At 72.5% G+C, this 18,958-nt stretch carries 11 protein-coding genes and 2 pseudogenes; 8 read left to right on the top strand and 5 right to left on the bottom strand.

The window, feature by feature from the left end:
- Positions 1-1,453 precede the first annotated feature (1,453 nt).
- Positions 1,454-2,242: a phosphatase gene (locus ACFV2J_RS25250; RefSeq protein WP_385083900.1), complete on the bottom strand. Its 789-nt coding sequence runs from the start codon at positions 2,240-2,242 to the stop codon at positions 1,454-1,456.
- A gap of 144 nt (positions 2,243-2,386) precedes the next feature.
- Positions 2,387-3,961 (bottom strand): helix-turn-helix domain-containing protein, encoded by a 1,575-nt coding sequence (locus ACFV2J_RS25255; RefSeq protein WP_385440709.1) that lies wholly within the window; start codon positions 3,959-3,961, stop codon positions 2,387-2,389.
- 259 nt (positions 3,962-4,220) lie between these two features.
- Here ACFV2J_RS25255 and ACFV2J_RS25260 point away from each other — a divergent pair, with 259 nt between their 5' ends.
- The 3 genes from ACFV2J_RS25260 (at position 4,221) to ACFV2J_RS25270 (ending at position 8,753) form a co-directional block, all read left to right on the top strand.
- Positions 4,221-5,690, top strand: a complete 1,470-nt coding sequence (locus ACFV2J_RS25260; protein ID WP_385083898.1) for a sodium:solute symporter — start codon at positions 4,221-4,223, stop codon at positions 5,688-5,690.
- Positions 5,691-6,075: 385 nt separating this feature from the next.
- Entirely contained in the window at positions 6,076-7,068 is a 993-nt protein-coding gene (gene speB, locus ACFV2J_RS25265) for an agmatinase (RefSeq protein WP_356797464.1), read from the top strand.
- On the top strand, positions 7,065-8,753 hold the full coding sequence (locus ACFV2J_RS25270; RefSeq protein WP_385083897.1) for a thiamine pyrophosphate-binding protein: 1,689 nt from the start codon (positions 7,065-7,067) through the stop codon (positions 8,751-8,753). Before speB ends, ACFV2J_RS25270 begins: the two co-directional genes overlap by 4 nt.
- Before the next feature lie 69 nt (positions 8,754-8,822).
- On the opposite strand, the gene ACFV2J_RS25275 is transcribed toward ACFV2J_RS25270, so the two are convergent.
- Positions 8,823-9,629, bottom strand: coding sequence for an endonuclease I family protein (locus tag ACFV2J_RS25275; protein WP_385092436.1), 807 nt, complete (start codon positions 9,627-9,629; stop codon positions 8,823-8,825).
- A 290-nt stretch (positions 9,630-9,919) separates the two neighbouring features.
- On the opposite strand from ACFV2J_RS25275, the gene ACFV2J_RS25280 reads away from it, so the two are divergent.
- From ACFV2J_RS25280 to ACFV2J_RS25290, 3 genes and pseudogenes are all read left to right on the top strand, one after another.
- On the top strand, positions 9,920-10,855 hold the full coding sequence (locus ACFV2J_RS25280) for a serine hydrolase (protein WP_385092439.1): 936 nt from the start codon (positions 9,920-9,922) through the stop codon (positions 10,853-10,855).
- A gap of 775 nt (positions 10,856-11,630) precedes the next feature.
- Positions 11,631-15,091, top strand: a pseudogene (locus tag ACFV2J_RS25285) (ABC transporter ATP-binding protein); the annotation flags it as partial.
- A 102-nt stretch (positions 15,092-15,193) separates the two neighbouring features.
- Positions 15,194-15,502 (top strand): annotated as a pseudogene (locus ACFV2J_RS25290) (hypothetical protein); the annotation flags it as partial.
- A 10-nt stretch (positions 15,503-15,512) separates the two neighbouring features.
- Here ACFV2J_RS25290 and ACFV2J_RS25295 read toward each other — a convergent pair.
- The gene (locus tag ACFV2J_RS25295; protein WP_385092441.1) at positions 15,513-16,019 is read right to left on the bottom strand and encodes a hypothetical protein; all 507 of its coding nucleotides are present in this window, start codon (positions 16,017-16,019) and stop codon (positions 15,513-15,515) included.
- Between the two features lie 183 nt (positions 16,020-16,202).
- Between ACFV2J_RS25295 and ACFV2J_RS25300 the strand changes: the two genes are divergently transcribed.
- Positions 16,203-16,592: a hypothetical protein gene (locus ACFV2J_RS25300; RefSeq protein WP_385092444.1), complete on the top strand. Its 390-nt coding sequence runs from the start codon at positions 16,203-16,205 to the stop codon at positions 16,590-16,592.
- Positions 16,593-16,733: 141 nt separating this feature from the next.
- Entirely contained in the window at positions 16,734-18,182 is a 1,449-nt protein-coding gene (locus tag ACFV2J_RS25305) for a S28 family serine protease (protein ID WP_385440715.1), read from the top strand.
- Positions 18,183-18,207: 25 nt separating this feature from the next.
- On the opposite strand, the gene ACFV2J_RS25310 is transcribed toward ACFV2J_RS25305, so the two are convergent.
- The gene (locus ACFV2J_RS25310) at positions 18,208-18,840 is read right to left on the bottom strand and encodes a hypothetical protein (RefSeq protein ID WP_385440718.1); all 633 of its coding nucleotides are present in this window, start codon (positions 18,838-18,840) and stop codon (positions 18,208-18,210) included.
- Between the last annotated feature and the right edge of the window lie 118 nt (positions 18,841-18,958).

Raw genomic sequence — 18,958 nt, forward strand, 5'->3', positions numbered from 1 at the left:
ACCCGCCTCCTGTCGCGGCCTCGGCCGTGCCGTGTTGGTCCTGTGGTGCCCCGCGCCCCCCCCCCCCCCGCGCCAGCGCGGGGCGGCCCGGCGCCCCACGGCCGTAACCGGCCGTGACGGTGACGCTGTGTCAGTCGAGGGGTGCCGGGGCCCGGGGCGCCGAGGTTCTTCGGCGCGGCGACGCCGTCGGCGAGGGCGGTCTGCATCGGTTCTGAGGTCCTTCCCGCTCGGGAAAAGCAGGGGACCGGGTGGGCCCGCCGACTCGGCGGACGCACCCGGGCTGGTGGGTCCAGAGCCCTCTCCGTCGCATGGCCGCCCGGCTGGTTTAGGTCCGGGCGCGAGGCGAAGGCGTTACATCGACAAGTTACCTCCACCCGCGAGGAAATCTCCAGTCGCGTATGTGCGTGGCGGGAATTCCGGGAGACGGCCGGTCGGGGAGAGAAGGAAAACAAACCCTCGGGGGAGGGTTTTGTTTTGCGGTGATTGCGCTGGGTGTGCTTGAGGTTACGCTCCGTCTGCGCGGACGGGAGCCGTCGGGCGTGTGCGCCGAAATTCCAAAAGGCTGTACACGGAAACGGGGATGAATTTCCCGCGGATGAGCGGTGCGGGGCGCGCATGTGAACGCGCCGGAAAACAAGGAGGCCCCGGGGAACCACCCCCGAGGCCTCCAGGAAAGGGTCTGGACCCACCAAGGCTCAGACCGACTTCCAGTAAACACCATGAGCTGCGGAAAGGTCACCGGGGCAGGGAAACGTCGGGCGGCCTCCCCTCTGGGGAGGGATTCGGAGGCCGCAGCCGGCCGCGGCCCGTCGCGGGGGCGAGCCGCTCCGCCGTGCCGCGCCATAGATCCCTTTTGGAGGGTTAGGTGCTTTTCGTCGCGCGGTTCGTTTCGTTCATGCCTGCTGTCGGAACGGCACGAGTGAATAACGATCACATCGGGATCGGTGTCGACCGGCCGACTCGGGGCCTCTTCCCGGCGTGTCCGCTCGACCGGTAGTTCGACACGCGAATGAACAAGTGTTCAGTAAACTGCGTTAATGTCGCCACTTATCTTTCCGTGCGTGGTCGGCCACGCGGCCGCGCAACGCTTTTCCCGCCCGCTTTCCCTTTCTTTCCGACGGTGTCGGACGCTTTGAATGAGGCGCCCGATGTTCTTGCGGAAAGCGTCCACGGAAGGGGTATTCATGCTGAGCGATGTTTTGCTCGCCCGCCCTTTTCCGGTGACGTCCGATCCCTGGAGAACCGGCCTCTCGGCGGGAGGAACCGACCGGGGAACGGCGCGTCCGGGCGCGCGGTCGGGGCCGGCCGCGCCGCCAACACCGCGGCGCGGCAAAGAGGTCGGCCCGACAGGAGGTTCCGAGGGTCCGCGGCGACCCGTCCACGCATCGGACAAAGGCGACTACATTGCGTAGCCGCCTCGTGCGGGGGTCGCGGGTGTTCCCGCGGCGGAATGTCAGACGAGGCCCGCCGCGTCGAGCAGGTACGCCGTCATCGGGTCGTAGTGGCGCGGGCTGACGACATGGTCGTCCAGCGGGACCACGACCTGGACGGTGCCCTCCGCCTCGGCGAGGAACAGGGCCGGGTCGTTGCAGTCGGCGTAACCGACGGAGTCCACGCCCTGCTGGCCCGCGCGGCCGGCCCACCCGTGGTCGGCCACCACCAGGTCGGGCAGCGGACGGCCCTCGCGCTCCAGACCCGTGAGGATCGCGCGCATCGGCTCACCGGAGTGCGTGTGCCACAGCGTCGCGCCGTGCTCCAGCACGGCCACGTCCGCGAACTGCATGACGTAGCCCTCGTCGGTCTGGAGCCCCTCCGGGATCACCACGATCTCGCAGCCCGCACCGCGCAGGGCGGCGGCCGTGGCCCGGTGCACGTCGAGCAGCCCGCCGGGGTGGCCGGTCGCGAACAGCACCCGCTGCCGCCCCTCGGCCGCCTTGCGCAGCCGGGCCGCGAGCCGGTCCAGTGCGTCCACGGTCAGCTCGGGGTCGATGGTGTCCTGCCCGTACCGGTACTCCGGGTCGTCGTTGACGCCGACCCGCTCCGCCATCACCGCGAGGACGTCCTGCTCGTCGGTCCAGCGGTCGCCGAGCTCCAGGCCGAGCCACCAGTTGCGCTCGCCGTTGGCCAGCTTGCGGTAGTGGGAGAGGTTGTTCTCGCGGGGGGTGGCGACATCGCCCGCGATGCGGGTCTTCACGAGATGGCCGACAAGTTCGGCGCGGCTGGGGATCCCGGATATTGGCATGCTCCCATTGTGCCGGGACGTCCCGCCGGGGGAGCCGTTGTCCCGCGCCCTGGGACGCGGGTCACTCGGGGCGCGGGGGGAGCGCGGACGCCGGGCGGCCCGCCGCCCGGTCACCGCCCGATCGGCCGTCGCCCTGGTGGTCGCTCACCGGTCCCGCAGCGCGAACCACAACTCCATCCGCACATCGGCGTCGTCGAGATCGCTCCCCAGCAAGGCCGCGCAGCGGGCCACGCGTTGCCGCACGGTGTTGCGGTGCACGGCGAGTGCCACCGCCGTGCGGTCCCAACTGCCGTGCAGGGAGAGCCAGGTGCGCAGCGTCTCGGTGAGGGCCGGGGTCGCGGCGATGGGCGCGAGCAGGGCGCGGGCGTGGGCCTCCGCGTCGGCCGGGGGAACGAGGTCGGTGAGCGCGGGACGCTCCCCGTGGCGCACCAGCGCGGTCCGGGTGGCCCGCGCGCGGGCCAGCGCCCGGGCGGCCTGGGTGTCGGCGAGCGCCCACTCGTGCGGGCCCGCGGGCGCGCTGACCCCGCAGGTCCAGCCCTCCTGGGGGGTCGGCTCACGGTCGCCGGGCACGAGGACGCGCACCACGTCGCCCCCGGCGTCGATGAGCGCGGAGCCCAGCGCCGTGCCCAGCGCGGAGGCGGCGACGGCGTCCGGAGCGGGACCGTCCGCCGTGGGCCGCGCGTGCACGACGGTCCACCGTTCCCCGCCCAGCAGGGGTGCGACCGTCTCCGGCGCGGCGCCGAGCAGCAGCCGGACGAGCGCCGCCGACCGTGCCGCGCCGCTCCCGCTCTGCTGTTCCCCGGTGAGCAGGGAGAGCAGGACGGCCGCCACGGAGGCGATGGTGTGGTCCCCGGGGTCGCGGCGCGGCGCCGCCACGCCGAGGACGAAGCCCTGCCCGCCGCCGAGGGCGTAGGCGGCGAGGTGGGTGCCCTGGACGGTGTCGCTGGCGGAGGAGGGGGCCGGCCCCTGGGTCTCCCCGGGGCGCACCACCGCCGCCAGCCCCGCGAGGGCCCGCGCGACGGAGGCCTCCGGGGGCCGTCCGGCACCCGCGAGCTGCGCCCCCTCCGGCCCGTACAGCACCGTCCGCCCGGACACCCGCTGGGCCAGTCGGCGCAGCACCGCGGGGACCGGATCGGGGCGGGCCGCCGCCGCGGCCAGACTCTGCTGGGCCTCCGTGACACGGCGCAGCTCCGCCAGGCGGGCCTGGGCCATCAGCTGCCAGACCGCGCGGGCCACGCCCGAGAAGGTCGTCTCGGGCGGGACCTCGATCAGCGGGAGGCCTTGGGCGTCGCAGGCCTCGACCAGTTCACGCGGGACCGTGTCGTGCACCGGCGCCACGCCGAAGCCCAGCGCCGCGCCGCCCGCCGCGAGGATGCGGGAGACATAGCCGTCGAAGTACTCCCCGAGCCGCGACCGCTCCCGGCCGGGAGTGTCCCCGGCCGGGCCCGCCGCCTCCGGGACGTGCACGCCCGCGGTCAGCAGCAGCTCGCCGCCCAGCAGATAGGGGTAGGGGTCCGCCATCTCCGAGGTGTGCGCCCAGTGGATCACCGTGTCCGGGTCGGCGGGCCCCGCGATGCGGCGCAGGGCCAGGTCCTCCCGGGCCAGCAGCGCGCTCAGCGGGACCGGCGGAGTGGGCGGGACCGGCGGTCCCGGAGGGGGCGGTGGGGCCGACGGTGCGGGCGAGGCCGGTGGGACTGACGAGGCGGATGCGTCCGGCATGGTGGACATTCCCTCCATCCGGTTCAGCGGCAATGGATGAAAAGTACACTTCAGAGTCGCCTTCCGGCCACCTAGGGTCGTGCCGTCGGCAGCCGCGGGTACGGGCGTATGTCCCCGCGATCCGCTGCCGCACCGACCGGGCGGGCATCCGCGCGCGGACCCGCCGCCGGTCTTCCCGGCCGGACCGCGCTCGCCCCGGCCGCGTCCCCGTCCGCATCTGCACGACACGCCACCGAGAGTGCGCGAAGGAGGGCCCCGCATGGCCGTCGACTACACAGTGATCGTCGTCTATCTGGCCGGCATGCTGGCCATGGGCTGGTGGGGCATGCGCCGCGCCAAGTCGAAGAGCGACTTCCTCGTCGCCGGACGCCGGCTCGGACCCGTGATGTACTCCGGGACGATGGCCGCGATCGTGCTGGGAGGGGCCTCCACCATCGGCGGCGTCGGGCTCGGATACCAGTACGGGCTCTCCGGGGCCTGGATGGTGTTCACCATCGGACTCGGCCTCCTCGCCCTCTCCGTCTTCTTCTCCGCCCGCATCGCCCGGCTGAAGGTCTACACCGTCTCCGAGATGCTGGACCTGCGCTACGGCGGCCGGGCCGGTGTCATCTCCGGCGTCGTCATGTGGGCGTACACCCTGATGCTCGCGGTCACCTCGACCATCGCGTACGCCACGATCTTCGACGTCCTCTTCGACATGAACCGGACGCTCGCGATCGTCATCGGCGGCTCGATCGTCGTCGCGTACTCGACGCTCGGCGGCATGTGGTCGATCACCCTCACCGACATGGTGCAGTTCGTCGTCAAGACCATCGGTGTGCTGCTCCTGCTCCTGCCCATCGCGGTCGTCAAGGCCGGCGGGTTCAGCGAGATGAAGGCCAAGCTGCCCACCGAGTACTTCGATCCGCTGGGCATCGGCGGCGAGACGATCTTCACCTACGTGCTCATCTACACGTTCGGCATGCTCATCGGCCAGGACATCTGGCAGCGCGTGTTCACCGCCCGCAGCGACACCACGGCGAGGTGGGGCGGCACGGTCGCCGGCACCTACTGTCTCGTGTACGCCGTCGCGGGCGCCGTCATCGGCACGGCGGCCAAGGTCCTCTACCCGACGCTGCCCAGCGCCGACGCCGCCTTCGCGACCATCGTCAAGGACGAACTCCCGGTCGGCGTGCGCGGGCTGGTGCTCGCCGCGGCGCTCGCGGCCGTCATGTCGACGTCCTCCGGCGCGCTGATCGCCTGCGCCACCGTCGCCAACAACGACATCTGGGCCCGGCTGCGGGGCGCCGTAGGGCCCACGGGCGAGGAGCACGGCGGCGACCACGACGAGGTCAAGGGCAACCGGGCCTTCATCCTCGTCATGGGCGTCGCGGTGATCTGCACCGCCATCGCGCTCAACAACGTCGTCGAGGCGCTGACCGTCGCGTACAACCTGCTCGTCGGCGGCCTGCTCGTGCCGATCCTCGGCGGGCTGCTGTGGAAGCGCGGGACCGCGCAGGGGGCGCTGGCCTCCGTCGTGGTCGGCGGGCTCGCGGTCGTCGGGCTGATGGCGGCGTTCGGCATCCTCGCCAACGAGCCGGTCTACTACGGGCTGCTGTCCTCGCTCGTCGTGTACGTGATCGTGTCCCTGGTCACACCCGCGACCGACCCGGCGGTGCTGGTCGCCTGGCGCGAGCGGCTGGCGGGGCGCGGGGTTCCCTCGGTGGAGGGGGAGAGGGTGTCGGCGTGAGTGGGGACCGGTCGCCGGGTTCTCGGGGCGCGGGCTCTCGGGGTCCCGGGTTCCCGAGCCCCCGGGGTCCCGGCCCCCGAGGGCCCGAGAACGCCGGGGGACGTGTCCGGCCGCGGGTCGTCCGTGGCCGCGCGCAGATCCCCGGGCCCCTGAGGGGGCGCCGCCCTCCCCGGGGTCGTGAAGGGGCCTCCCGGCCCACCGGACCCTGAAGGGGGCGCCGTCGCCTCCCGGGGCCGGCGGCCCGGCGGCCTAGGGGGCTGAAGAGTTTCGGGCCGGTCGTCGTGGGGCGGCCGGGCCGGGCGGATCCCGGTGGCCGGGGTCCGCGACACTGGAAGACGTATCACCCGTACCACGCATCACCGGTATCACCTGGAGGAGTCCGACGATGAGCAGCACCGAGAACCCGGCAGCAGGCGGCAGCCAGCCGCGCGGCCCCGTCGACTCGTCCCGCGTCCCGCGGTACGCCGGCCCCGCGACCTTCGCCCGGCTGCCCCGCCTCGACGAGGTCGGCACCGCCGACGTCGCCGTGGTCGGCGTGCCGTTCGACTCCGGGGTCTCCTACCGGCCCGGCGCCCGCTTCGGCGGCAACGCGATCCGCGAGGCCTCCCGCCTGCTGCGCCCGTACAACCCGGCGCAGGACGCCTCCCCCTTCGCCCTCGCCCAGGTCGCCGACGCCGGTGACATCGCGGCGAACCCGTTCAACATCAACGAGGCCGTGGAGACGGTCGAGGCGGCGGCCGACGAGCTGCTCGGCACCGGCGCCCGGCTGATGACCCTCGGCGGCGACCACACCATCGCGCTGCCCCTGCTCCGCTCCGTCGCCAAGAAGCACGGCCCGGTCGCCCTGCTCCACTTCGACGCGCACCTCGACACCTGGGACACGTACTTCGGCGCCGAGTACACCCACGGCACCCCGTTCCGCCGCGCCGTCGAGGAGGGCATCCTCGACACCTCCGCCCTCTCCCACGTCGGCACCCGCGGCCCGCTGTACGGCAAGCAGGACCTCACCGACGACGAGAAGATGGGCTTCGGCATCGTCACCTCGGCGGACATCTACCGCCGCGGCGCCGACGAGGTCGCCGACCAGCTGCGCCAGCGCATCGGCGACCGCCCGCTCTACATCTCCATCGACATCGACTGCCTCGACCCGGCGCACGCGCCCGGCACCGGCACCCCGGAGGCGGGCGGCATGACCTCCCGCGAGCTCCTGGAGATCCTGCGCGGCCTGTCCTCCTGCAACCTGGTCTCCGCGGACGTGGTCGAGGTCGCGCCCGCCTACGACCACGCCGAGATCACCGCCGTCGCCGCGTCCCACACGGCGTACGAACTGACCACGATCATGTCCCGCCAGATCGCCCAGGAGAAGGCAGCGAAGTGACCCACGACCACGACCTGGTACTCCGTCCGTCGGCGGCGCAGACGGAGGCCGCGCTGAACCCGCCCCCCGGCCGCAACGGCGGGGACCTGGTCGTGGAGACCCTCTCCGGGCTCGGCGCGACCACCGTCTTCGGCCTGCCCGGCCAGCACGCGCTGGGCATGTTCGACGCGCTGCGCCGCTCCTCGCTCCAGTACGTGGGACTGCGCGTCGAGAACAACGCGGGGTTCGCGGCGGACGCGTACGGCCGGATCACGGGGGAGGCCGCGCCGCTGCTGCTCTCCACCGGCCCGGGAGCGCTGACCTCGCTCGCCGCGCTCCAGGAGGCGGCCGCCGCCTCGGCCCCCGTCCTCGCGATCAGCAGCCAGATCCCGACCGCCGGACTGGGCGGCGGACGCCATGGCTATCTGCACGAACTCCCGGACCAGCAGGCCTCGTTCAGGGGCGTCGTGAAGTCCGTGCACACCGTTCGCGCGCAGTCCCAGATCCCCTCCGCCCTCGCGGCGGCCTGGGAGTCGGCGCTGACGGCCCCGCACGGACCGGTCTGGGTGGAGATCCCGCAGGACGTCCTCCTCGCCGAGACGAGCCTGCCGATGGTGACGCCGATGGACGCGACCCCCGAGGACGTCGTCCCGCGCCCCGAACTGACCGCGCTGGCAGCCCACTTGCTGTCCTCGGCGGCCCGCCCCGCGATCATCGCGGGCGGTGGTGTCGTACGGGCGGACGCCTCCGGCAAGCTGCGCCTGCTCGCCGAGAGGCTGAACGCGCCGGTCGTCACCACCTTCGGCGGCAAGGGCGCCTTCCCCTGGGAACACCCGCTGTCCCTCCAGTCCTGGCTGGAGGACCGGCACACCACCGACCTCCTGGAGGACGCGGACGTCCTGCTGGTGGTCGGCTCCGGCCTCGGTGAACTCTCCTCGAACTACCACACGTTCAAGCCCCGCGGCCGGGTGATCCAGATCGAGGCCGACCTCGGCAAGCTGGAGTCCAACCATCCGGCGCTCGGCATCCACGCGGACGCCCGCCTCGCGCTCTCCGCGCTCCTGGAGACGGTGGAGGAGCGCCCCGACCCGACGGCGGCGGACCGCGTGACCTCGGTGCTCGCCCGGGTCGCGGACCGTATCGCGGCCCAGGAGCTCACCCTGGAGCAGGACGTGCTGGCGTCCGTGCGCCGCGCCCTGCCGGACGGCTCCCCGTCCTTCTGGGACATGACCATCCTGGCGTACTGGGCGTGGTCCGCCTTCGACCCCCGCCGGCCCAACACCATGCACTCCGCCCAGGGTGCCGGCGGCCTCGGCTACGGCTTCCCGGCGGCCCTCGGAGCGGCGGCGGCCGACCCCACCCGTCCGGTCCTCGCGGTCTCCGGCGACGGCGGAGCGCTGTACTCGATCGCCGAGCTGGCCACGGCGAAGCAGTACGGGCTCGACGTCACCTGGCTGATCGTCGACGACGGTGGCTACGGCATCCTGCGCGAGTACATGACCGACGCCTTCGGCGAGGCGACGGCGACGGAGCTGGCGCGCCCGGACTACGTGGCCCTCGCCGAGTCCTTCGGGGTCCCGGCGATCCGTACGACGCCCGGGACCCTCGAAGCGGACCTGTCGAAGGCGCTGGCCACCCCCGGACCGTCGGTGGTGCTGCTCCCGGCGGTCCTGCGGATGTTCGCGCCCACGCACCTCGACGGCTGACCGGCTGCCGCAGGGCACGGCTGCCGGACGGACCGGCCACCGCAACCGGGCGGTGGCCGGTCCGAGCCGCTACCAGATCGCCTCGACCCACTCCGGGTGGTCGATGAACGGGTTGCGGTTGTGCTGGTAGCTGTCGTAGATGACCTGGTTGCGCTTCTCCTCGAAGGCGCTCGGCGGGTCCTGCTCGTTCCACTGCTTGAGCACGGACAGCTTGCCGATGTACGGGGCGCTGCCGTTGTTGACCTTCTCGTCGGGCTCCAGGTCGGCGAAGCCGTCGCCGCCGTCGTAACGCACCGCCATGTAGAGGATCATCCGGGCCACGTCGCCCTTGTCCGCGTCGCGCGGCTCGAAGGAGTCGGAGTCGACGCGGCTGCCGCCGCCGCCCGTGACCGTGCTGCCGCCGTTGTCGAAGTCCAGGTTGCCGCGGATGCTGTTGACCTGGACGTCCGCCGGGCGCAGATGGTGCAGGTCGGTGCCGGGGCCGGTCACCTCGCCGAAGTCGCCGTGCGACTTGGCCCAGGTGTGCTCGCGGTTCCAGTCGCCGAGGTCGCCGCCGTTGAGGGACTTGGCGCGCGAGACCCCGCTGTACAGCAGGATCACGTTGTTGCTGTTGTTCGGGTCCTGGTCGGTGACCTTCAGCGCGTTCCAGACGGCGGAGTACGAGATCTTGCTCTGGCTGCTGATGATGGTGTGCAGCGAGGACTTCAGGCTCGCGCCGGTCTTGCCGACCGCGTTCTTGTAGTACGTGCTGTCGTACGCGGTCGTCGTGGCGTTCGCGGGGGTCGCGGTGACCGTCGGCAGGGTGAGGCCCACCAGTACGGCGGATGTGGTCAGCGCCAGCGTCTTCCAGCGGCGTATGTGCGTTGTCGCGGGCATCGTGGGGAGTCCGTTCTACGCGTGTTGATTGAGCAGGCAACCGGAGCGTGGCATGGACATGCGGTGGGGGCAATGAACGGGCGGTGTCGGTTCCGTGTCGGAATCCGGGAAGCCGCCTTCCGGTAAGTCGCCTTCAGGGCACGGGACATGGCGTGCCGAGCGGCCCCGGCATGGGTGGGGGTCGTGGAGTCCTACGAACGCATGTACAACCCTCGGTCACCCCTGCGAGTCATGAGAGTCGGGTGCGCCGCAGGCGCGCTCGTACTGGTCGAAGGGGATGGGGAACCTCCATGACTCACCGGATATCCCGGCGCGCCCGGATGCTCGCAGCGAGCCTCGGTGCCGGCGTGATCGTGCCGTTCGCGGCGGCCGCGGCACCGGCCTCCGCCGCCGCGGCGCCGCAGGTCAGCTGCACGTCCGCCAAGGCGGGCCTGGCCGCCAAGCTGCAGACGGACATCACCGCGGCCCTGCGCAACCGTGCCGGCACCGTCGCCGTCGGACTCTACGACCGGACGACGAAGACGACGTGCACGCTGCGCGCCACCTCCGCCTACGACTCCGCCAGCGTGGTCAAGGCCACCGTGCTGGCGACGCTGCTGTGGGACGCGAAGAAGCACAACCGGTATCTGACCACTCGTGAGCAGACGCTCACCACGGCCATGATCACCAAGTCGGACAACGCCGCGACCACCTCGCTGTGGAACCAGCTCGGCATGACCAAGGTGAAAGGTTTCCTCGCCGCCGCCGGGATGACCGAGACCAAGCCGGGCACGAACGGCTACTGGGGTCTCACCCAGATCACCGTGCGCGACGAACAGAAGCTGCTCGCGCTGCTCACCGCGAAGAACTCCGTGCTGAGCGACAACTCCCGCGCGTACGAGCTGAAGCTGATGGGCAAGGTCATCTCCTCGCAGCGCTGGGGCACCCCGGCCGGAGCGCCCTCCTCGGTCGCCGTGCACGTCAAGAACGGCTGGCTGTCGCGGTCCACGCACGGCTGGCGGGTGCACAGCATCGGCACCTTCAACGGCGCCGGTCACGACTACATGATCACCGTGCTCACCCACGGGAACAGCACCATGAGCTACGGCGTCAGCACGATCCAGGGGGTGGCGAAGGCGATCCACAAGGACCTCGTGCCGACCACCGCCAGGAGCAGCGCGAGCGTCCTGCGGTACGTGCCCACCGGCACCCCGCAGGAGGCGTCCGTGCCCGCGCCCGCGAGCTGACGGCGCGGCCGGGCTCCCCCTGGTCCAGGGCGGACCGCTCCCGGGCCACCCGTGCGACGCCCTGTCGGGACCGCGTGCGCCCGGGAACCCCGCTCACCACCGGGCCGGCGGCGGCCACCTCGCCGACCGTCGCCGGTCCGGTCCGCCCGTTCGCCCGCCGTCGCCGACCGAGCCGGCCGACGCACGGGTCGCACCCTCTGGGCGACGCCGCGTCCCCTGTCGAGGACGCTCCTCGCGCGGGGGTTCACGATCACGGGCAGGAGTTCCACGGCCCCACCCCGGCCCCGATCCGTTCCCGCACCCCCCGGGCGACGCCGCGTCCCCTGTCGAGGACGCTCCTCGCGATGGGGTTCACGATCACGGGCAGGAGTTCCACGGCCCCACCCCGGCCCCGATCCGTTCCGGTACCGCCCGATGTCCCTCGGCAGTCCGGCCGACGATGCGGGCGGAGCCGCCGGCGGGACGCCGCCGGATGATCTCGTGGACCGTCCTTCGCCGCCCGCTCCTTCGCCGCCCGCCCGGGCCGAGCGGCCCTGTCCGGTCCGCGGCTCGGCGGCGTCCGGAGGCCCGCCTCACCGGTCGCAGCCGGTCCGGCCACCACGGCCCGCTTCCCTCCGGTGACGGCAGGCGGAACGCGGCGCGGGACCACCCGTCCGTACTGCCTGCGCGTGCGCCTTCCACGGACGGTGCGGGGATGATTGTTGCGGAGGGATGAAATCCGCTCCGCCCGGCGTTGGTCTCTTCCGGCGGAGTGAGATCTACGGAAGGCACCGGCGTGGCAGGTCAGCGGGGATGGGCAGGGCGACTCGCCGGGTACGCGTGGCGGTACCCGAAGGACGTGCTGCTCGCGCTCGGGTCCGCGCTCGGCGGCATGGCCGTGCTCGCGGTGGTCCCGCTGATCACGAAGGTGATCATCGACGACGTCGTCGGGAACCACACCCGCTCCATGGCCCCCTGGGCGGGCGCGCTGATAGCCGCCGCCGTCGTCGTGTACGTCCTCACCTACATCCGCCGCTATTACGGCGGCCGCCTCGCCCTCGACGTCCAGCACGACCTGCGGACCGAGATGTACGACACGATCACCCGGCTCGACGGACGCCGGCAGGACGAGCTGTCCACCGGACAGGTCGTCGGCCGCGCCACCAGTGACCTCCAGCTGATCCAGGGCCTGCTCTTCATGCTCCCGATGACCATCGGGAACGTGCTCCTCTTCCTGATCTCGCTCGGGATCATGGCCTGGCTCTCCCTGCCGCTCACCCTGGTCGCGCTGGCCGTCGCCCCCGCCCTGTGGTTCGTCGCCAAGCGCAGCCGCTCCAGGCTGCACCCCGCCACCTGGTACGCGCAGGCCCAGGCCGCCGCCGTGGCGGGCGTCGTCGACGGCGCCGTCAGCGGCGTCCGCGTGGTCAAGGGCTTCGGCCAGGAGGACCAAGAGACCGGGAAGCTCCGGGAGGTCGGCCGACGGCTCTTCGCCGGACGGATGCGGACCATCCGGTTCAACGCCAGGTACACCCCCGCCCTCCAGGCCGTGCCCGCCCTCGGCCAGGTCGCGATGCTCGCGCTGGGCGGCTGGCTCGCCGTACGGGGACAGATCACCCTCGGTACGTTCGTGGCGTTCTCCTCGTACCTCTCGCAGCTCGTCGGGCCCGTGCGGATGCTCGCGGTGGTCCTCACCGTCGGACAGCAGGCCCGGGCCGGCGCCGAGCGCGTGCTCGAACTGATCGACACCGAACCCGTCATCCAGGACGGCACCAAGACCCTCCCGGACGACGCGCCCGCGACCGTCGAGTTCGACGACGTGTCCTTCGCCTACGAAGACGGCCGGCCGGTGCTGAACGGGCTGAGCTTCGAGATCCGGCCCGGCGAGACCCTCGCCGTCGTCGGCTCCTCGGGGTCCGGCAAGTCGACGGTGTCGCTGCTGATGCCCCGCTTCTACGACGTCACGCACGGCGCCGTCCTCGTCGGCGGCCACGACGTCCGCGAGCTCACGCAGGAGTCGCTGCGCGCCGCGATCGGCCTGGTGCCCGAGGACTCCTTCCTCTTCTCCGACACCGTGCGCGCCAACATCGCCTACGGCCGCCCCGACGCCACGCAGGAGGAGATCGAGCAGGCCGCCCGGGCCGCCCAGGCGGACCGCTTCATCACCGAGCTGCCCGCCGGCTACGACACCAAGGTCGGCGAGCACGGCCTGACCCTCTCCGGCGGCCAGCGCCAGCGGGTCGCCCTCGCCCGCGCCATCCTCACCGACCCGCGCCTGCTCGTCCTCGACGACGCCACCTCCGCCGTGGACGCCCGCGTCGAGCACGAGATCCACGAGGCGCTGAAGCAGGTCATGGAGGGCCGCACGACCCTGCTGATCGCGCACCGCCGCTCCACCCTCAACCTCGCCGACCGCATCGCCGTGCTCGACGGCGGCCGGCTCTCCGACATCGGCACCCACGAGGAGCTCCAGGACCGCTCCCCGCTGTACCGGCGGCTGCTCACCGACCCGGACGAGCTGGGCGGGGTCTCCCCGGGACACGCCCAGCCCGTGGCCGCGGCGGAGGACACCTCGGTACGGGAGGAGCTGGACGCCGAGTTCGACGCCGAGCGCGGTGTCACCCCGCACCTGTGGACCGGCGACCGCGAACCCAGGGACAACGCCCTGGCCGGCATGCCGGCCACGCCCGAGCTCCTCGCCCAGGTCGAGGCGCTGCCCCCGGCCACCGACACCCCGGCCATCGACGAGGCACGCGCGGTCACGCCCGAGGAGTCGTACGGACTGCGCCGGCTGCTGCGCGGCTTCGGACTCCCGCTCCTGGTGAGTCTCGGCCTGGTCGCCGTCGACGCCGGCATGAGCCTGCTGCTGCCCGTGCTGATCCGGCACGGCATCGACCAGGGCGTCTCCAGGATGGTGTACGGCGCGGTCTGGGCCGCGGCGGCCCTCGCGCTGGTCACCGTGCTCGTCCAGTGGGCGGCACAGATCGGTGAGACGCGGATGACCGGACGGACCGGCGAGCGCGTCCTGTACTCGCTCCGCCTGAAGATCTTCGCGCAGCTCCAGCGCCTGGGACTCGACTACTACGAGCGGGAGCTGACCGGGCGGATCATGACCCGGATGACGACCGACGTCGACGCCCTGTCCACCTTCCTTCAGACCGGCCTGGTCACCGCGTTCGTCTCGGTCGTCACCTTCTTCGGCATCATGGGCGCGCTGCTGGTGATCGACGTCCAGCTCGCGCTGGTCGTGTTCGTGACGCTGCCGCCGCTGGTCGTCGGCACGTTCTTCTTCCGCCGGGCGAGCGTGAAGGCGTACGAACTCGCCCGCGAGCGCGTCTCGGCGGTCAACGCCGACCTCCAGGAGTCGGTCTCGGGGCTGCTGATCCTCCAGGCCTTCCGCCGCGAGCGCTCGGGCAGCCGGCGGTTCGCGGAGGGCAGCGCCGGCTACCGCGCGGCGCGCATCCGCGGACAGTGGCTGATCTCCGTCTACTTCCCCTTCGTGCAGCTGCTGTCGTCGGTCGCGGCGGCCGCGGTGCTGATGGTGGGCGCGCACCGGGTCGACGCCGGGACACTGACGACCGGCGCGCTGGTCGCCTACCTCCTCTACATCGATCTGTTCTTCGCCCCCGTGCAGCAGCTCTCCCAGGTCTTCGACGGCTACCAGCAGGCGTCGGTGTCGCTGGGCCGCATCCAGGAGCTGCTCCAGGAACCGACGTCGACACAGGCCGCCGCCGAGCCGCTGGAGGTGCTCTCACTGCGCGGCGACATCGCCTTCGAGGACGTCGGCTTCGCGTACGGCGACGACGAGGAGGCCCTCAGCGGTGTCTCCCTGACCATCCCGGCCGGGCAGACCGTCGCCTTCGTCGGTGAGACCGGCGCGGGCAAGTCGACGCTGGTGAAGCTGGTCGCCCGCTTCTACGATCCGACGGCCGGCCGGGTCACCGTCGACGGCACCGATCTGCGCGCCCTCGACATCACCTCGTACCGCCACCGGCTCGGAGTGGTCCCGCAGGAGGCGTACCTCTTCCAGGGGACGGTCCGTGACGCCATCGCCTACGGCCGGCCCGGTGCGACCGACGCCCAGGTGGAGGCCGCCGCCCGCGCGGTCGGCGCGCACGACATGATCGCCACGCTGGACGGCGGCTACCTCCACGAGGTCGCCGAGCGCGGCCGCAACCTCTCCGCGGGGCCGCCCCCCCGGAACGCGCGGGGCCCCCCCCCACCACGCGACCCCGCCCGACAGCGGCAGGTCCGAGCCCCCCCCCCCCACGACCACCCCCGCCGGGGGCCGCGGCCCCCACCCCGGGGCCCGCGCCGGCCCCCCCCCCCCCCCCCGCCCCCCCGCCCACGGCCCCCCCCCCCCCCCCCGCCGAACTCGTCGACCCGGACGTCCTGCTCCTGGACGAGGCCACCGCCGCGCTCGACCTCGCCACGGAGAGCCTGGTCAACCAGGCCACCGACCGGCTCGCGGGCCGCCGTACGACCCTGGTCGTCGCCCACCGGCTGACCACGGCCGCCCGCGCGGACCGGGTCGTGGTCATGGACCACGGCAGGGTCGCGGAGGACGGCACGCACGACGAACTGCTCCTGCTCGACGGCCGGTACGCCGAGCTGTGGCGGACCTTCGTGGGGGCGCCGGAGCCGGAGGAGCCGGTCGGCTCCACCGCCTGACGCCGCCCGCTCAGCCCTTCCGCTTGATGTCCGAGATCTTCTTCGTCGACAGATCCGACTGGACGGTCAGATAGGTGTACGTCGGGTGCTGGACGGAACCCCAGGTCAGCCGGACGGTCGACCAGGTGTGCCCCGCGCCGCTGTCGCCCGCCGTCACCTTCCAGGCGCGCGGCACGTCCTGGGCGCGCAGGACGCCGTCGGCGTGCTCACGGCCCTCCCACCGGGCCAGCCGGGTGCGCAGGTCCGAGGTCAGGTAGAACGAGCGCAGCTGGGAGCCGAGGCGGCCTGATCCCTGGTCGGTCACGGCGTCGACGTAGGCGCCGTAGAAGTCGGCCACGCGGTCGTACGCCGGGCCGTTCGCCCCGGCGCGGGCGGGCGGGGGAGCGGGGGAACCGGCGAACGCGGGCACGGCGGCACCGGCCGCGGCGAGGACCGCGGCGCCGGCGAACGCGCCGACGGCGGCGCGGGAACGGGACGCGCGGAAGCGGAGCGAGCGGGAACGGGACGTGTGGGACATCGGGTACCACCTTTCGCTTTTCTGACCAGTTGGACACCGGGTGAAGCGAGGCGGTTGCCCCGGAGGCGGAAAAAGAACCCGTCCGGGCCACAGGGCCGGAGCGGGCGGCCGGGCGCACGCAACCATCAGACATATGTTCTGCGTCCGTACACCAGTACGCTCAATGGTCGGGGAGGGGCGATTGTGGACAGTGGTGCGATCCGCCGGCGCGCGGCGCTCGGTCTGGCTGTACTGACCGCCTCCGGGCTGCTCGCGTTGGTGTGCCCGGGGAGCGCGCAGGCCGCCTCGTACTGCTCGGGCCGCAAGGTGCGCACGGTCCCCTTCGCGACCGGCTCCGTGCAGCTCTACCGGAGCGGCGGTTACGTCTGCGCCGTGACGGTCCCCAAGAAGCAGCAGTCGCAGAAACGGCCGATGTCGGTCAGCGTGCAGGCGCGCGGCAACCGGCCGGTGGTCGACGCGGGCCGCTTCGTGCACCACGCGGGCCCGGTCACCGTCCACGCGGGCCACCGCTGCGTCCGTATCAGGGGCTCGGTCGGCTCGGGCTCCGTGAGCTCGGGCTGGATCCTGTGCTGAGCCGGCCGGACCCGGCCGGAGTCCCGGCGATTCCCGGCTGAATCACAGCGAAGTCACAGGGATCACTCAAGTACCTCTGGTGTCAGGGCAGTTGCTCCGCTAGGTTCCGGCGGACATCTGTGTAACTCCAGGGGAGGGTGCATGCGCAAGGCGCTCAGATGGCTGCTGGCGCTCACGGTGCTCATAGGCACACTGAGCACGGCCGGGGCGGCCACCGCCGCCCAGCCGGAGGCCACCGGCACGACCGGCACGACCACGCAGGACATCAAGGACCGTCTCCTCGCGATACCGGGCATGAGCCTGATCGAGGAGAAGCCGTACACCGGCTACCGCTTCTTCGTCCTCGGCTACACCCAGCCGATCGACCACCGGCACCCGTCCAAGGGAACGTTCCAGCAGCGCATCACGGTGCTGCACAAGGACACCGCACGCCCGACGGTCTTCTACACCGGCGGCTACAACGTCTCCACGACCCCGAGCCGCCGCGAGCCGACCCAGATCGTGGACGGCAACCAGGTCTCGATGGAGTACCGCTTCTTCACCCCGTCCCGCCCCGCGCCGGCCGACTGGTCCAAGCTCGACATCTGGCAGGCGGCCAGTGACCAGCACCGCATCTTCGAGGCCCTCAAGCGCGTCTACCCCCAGAGGTGGATCTCCACGGGCGGCTCCAAGGGCGGCATGACCGCGACGTACTACGAGCGCTTCTACCCGCGTGACATGGACGGTGTGGTCGCCTACGTCGCCCCCAACGACGTGGTGAACGACGAGGACTCGGCGTACGACCGCTTCTTCAGGAGCGTCGGTACCAAGGAGTGCCGCGACAAGCTGAACGCGGTGCAGCGCGAGGCGCTGGTGCGCCGGAAGCCGCTGGAGGAGAAGTACGCCCAGTACGCCGCCGACAACGGCTACACCTTCACCACGGTCGGCAGCCTGGACAAGGCCTACGAGGCCGTCGTCCTCGACTACGTGTGGGGTTTCTGGCAGTACAGCCTGCTGGCGGACTGCGCGACGATCCCGGCCGACGCGCCGCACGCCACGGACGACGCGATCTGGGACTCCGTCGACACCATCTCCGGCTTCTCGGCCTACACCGACCAGGGCCTGGAGACGTACACGCCGTACTACTACCAGGCGGGCACCCAGTTGGGCGCGCCCACGATCCACTTCCCGTACATCGAGAAGAAGCTGATCCGCTACGGCTACCAGCCGCCGCGGAACTTCGTGCCGCGCTCCATCCCGATGACGTTCCAGCGCTCGGCGATGCGGGACGTGGACACATGGGTCGCCCACCACGCCCACCACATGCTGTACGTCTACGGCCAGAACGACCCGTGGGGAGCCGAGCGCTTCCGCCTCGGCAAGGGTGCCCGTGACGCGTACGTCTTCACGGCCCCCGGCCTCAACCACGGTGCCAACGTCGCCGGTCTCGTCCCCGACGAGAAGGCGCTCGCGACGGCCCGCATCCTGCGATGGGCCGGAGTCGCGTCCGCCGCCGTGCAGGCCGACCCGTCGGCGGCCAGGCCGCTGGCCCGGTTCGACGCGAAGCTCGACCGGCGCGACGTCGAGCGCGAGCCCGCGCTGCGCCCGTAACGGCGCGGCTGCGCCCGCCCGCCGGTCACACCGGGCGGGCGCAGCCCACCGGTCTGCCGCCGCCCAGCCGGACGTAGAGGGCCGTGCCGGACGGGCACGCGGAGCGGTCGGTGACCGCCGAGGTCACCCGGTACTCCGGCGGCTTCCCGCCCTTGCCGTCGCAGGCAGTCTCGCGGACCCGGCCGCTGCCCGCGCCGTAGACGCAGTCGCCGACGATGGTGCGGGGGCCTCCGCCGCCGCCCGGGTCGCCGGGGTGCGGGGCCTCCAGCTTGCGCATGCAGGCGTAGCCCTGCGGGACCGCGCCGTCGCCGTTCTCGTCCGAGGAGGGCCGGGTCTCGCTGATGTGCAGGACGAAGTCCGTGGTCGGCGGGCACAGCGGGCCGCCGGCGACCCTGCCGTCGTAGCGGGCGACCACGCGCGCGGCGGCCCGTTCACTGGTGCAGGGCACCTCGGTGAAACCGGTCGTCCCGAAGGAACTGCACTCGGCGACCTCGAGGAACACCGCCCCGTAGCCGGAGGGCGCGGCCGAGGCCGTCACCGCGGGGGGTGCGGCGTCCGCGGAGTCCGACCAGCGGTCGCAGCCGGCCAGCGCGGCCGGGGCCAGCAGCAGTACGCACACCGACCCGGCCCAACGCCGACCCACCGAGCTGGCTCGCATGTCTTCCCCCCGATACCCCTGCCCACGGGGGGGTGCACCGCCCCGGGGAGCCGGCGGGAGGGCTAGGGGTGGTTGGCCGGGAGGAGGGGTGGGAGGGGGGGGGGGGGGGGGTAGTATA

The sequence above is a fragment of the Streptomyces sp. NPDC059668 genome (assembly GCF_042734135.1).
In the GTDB taxonomy this organism is placed as follows: domain Bacteria; phylum Actinomycetota; class Actinomycetes; order Streptomycetales; family Streptomycetaceae; genus Streptomyces.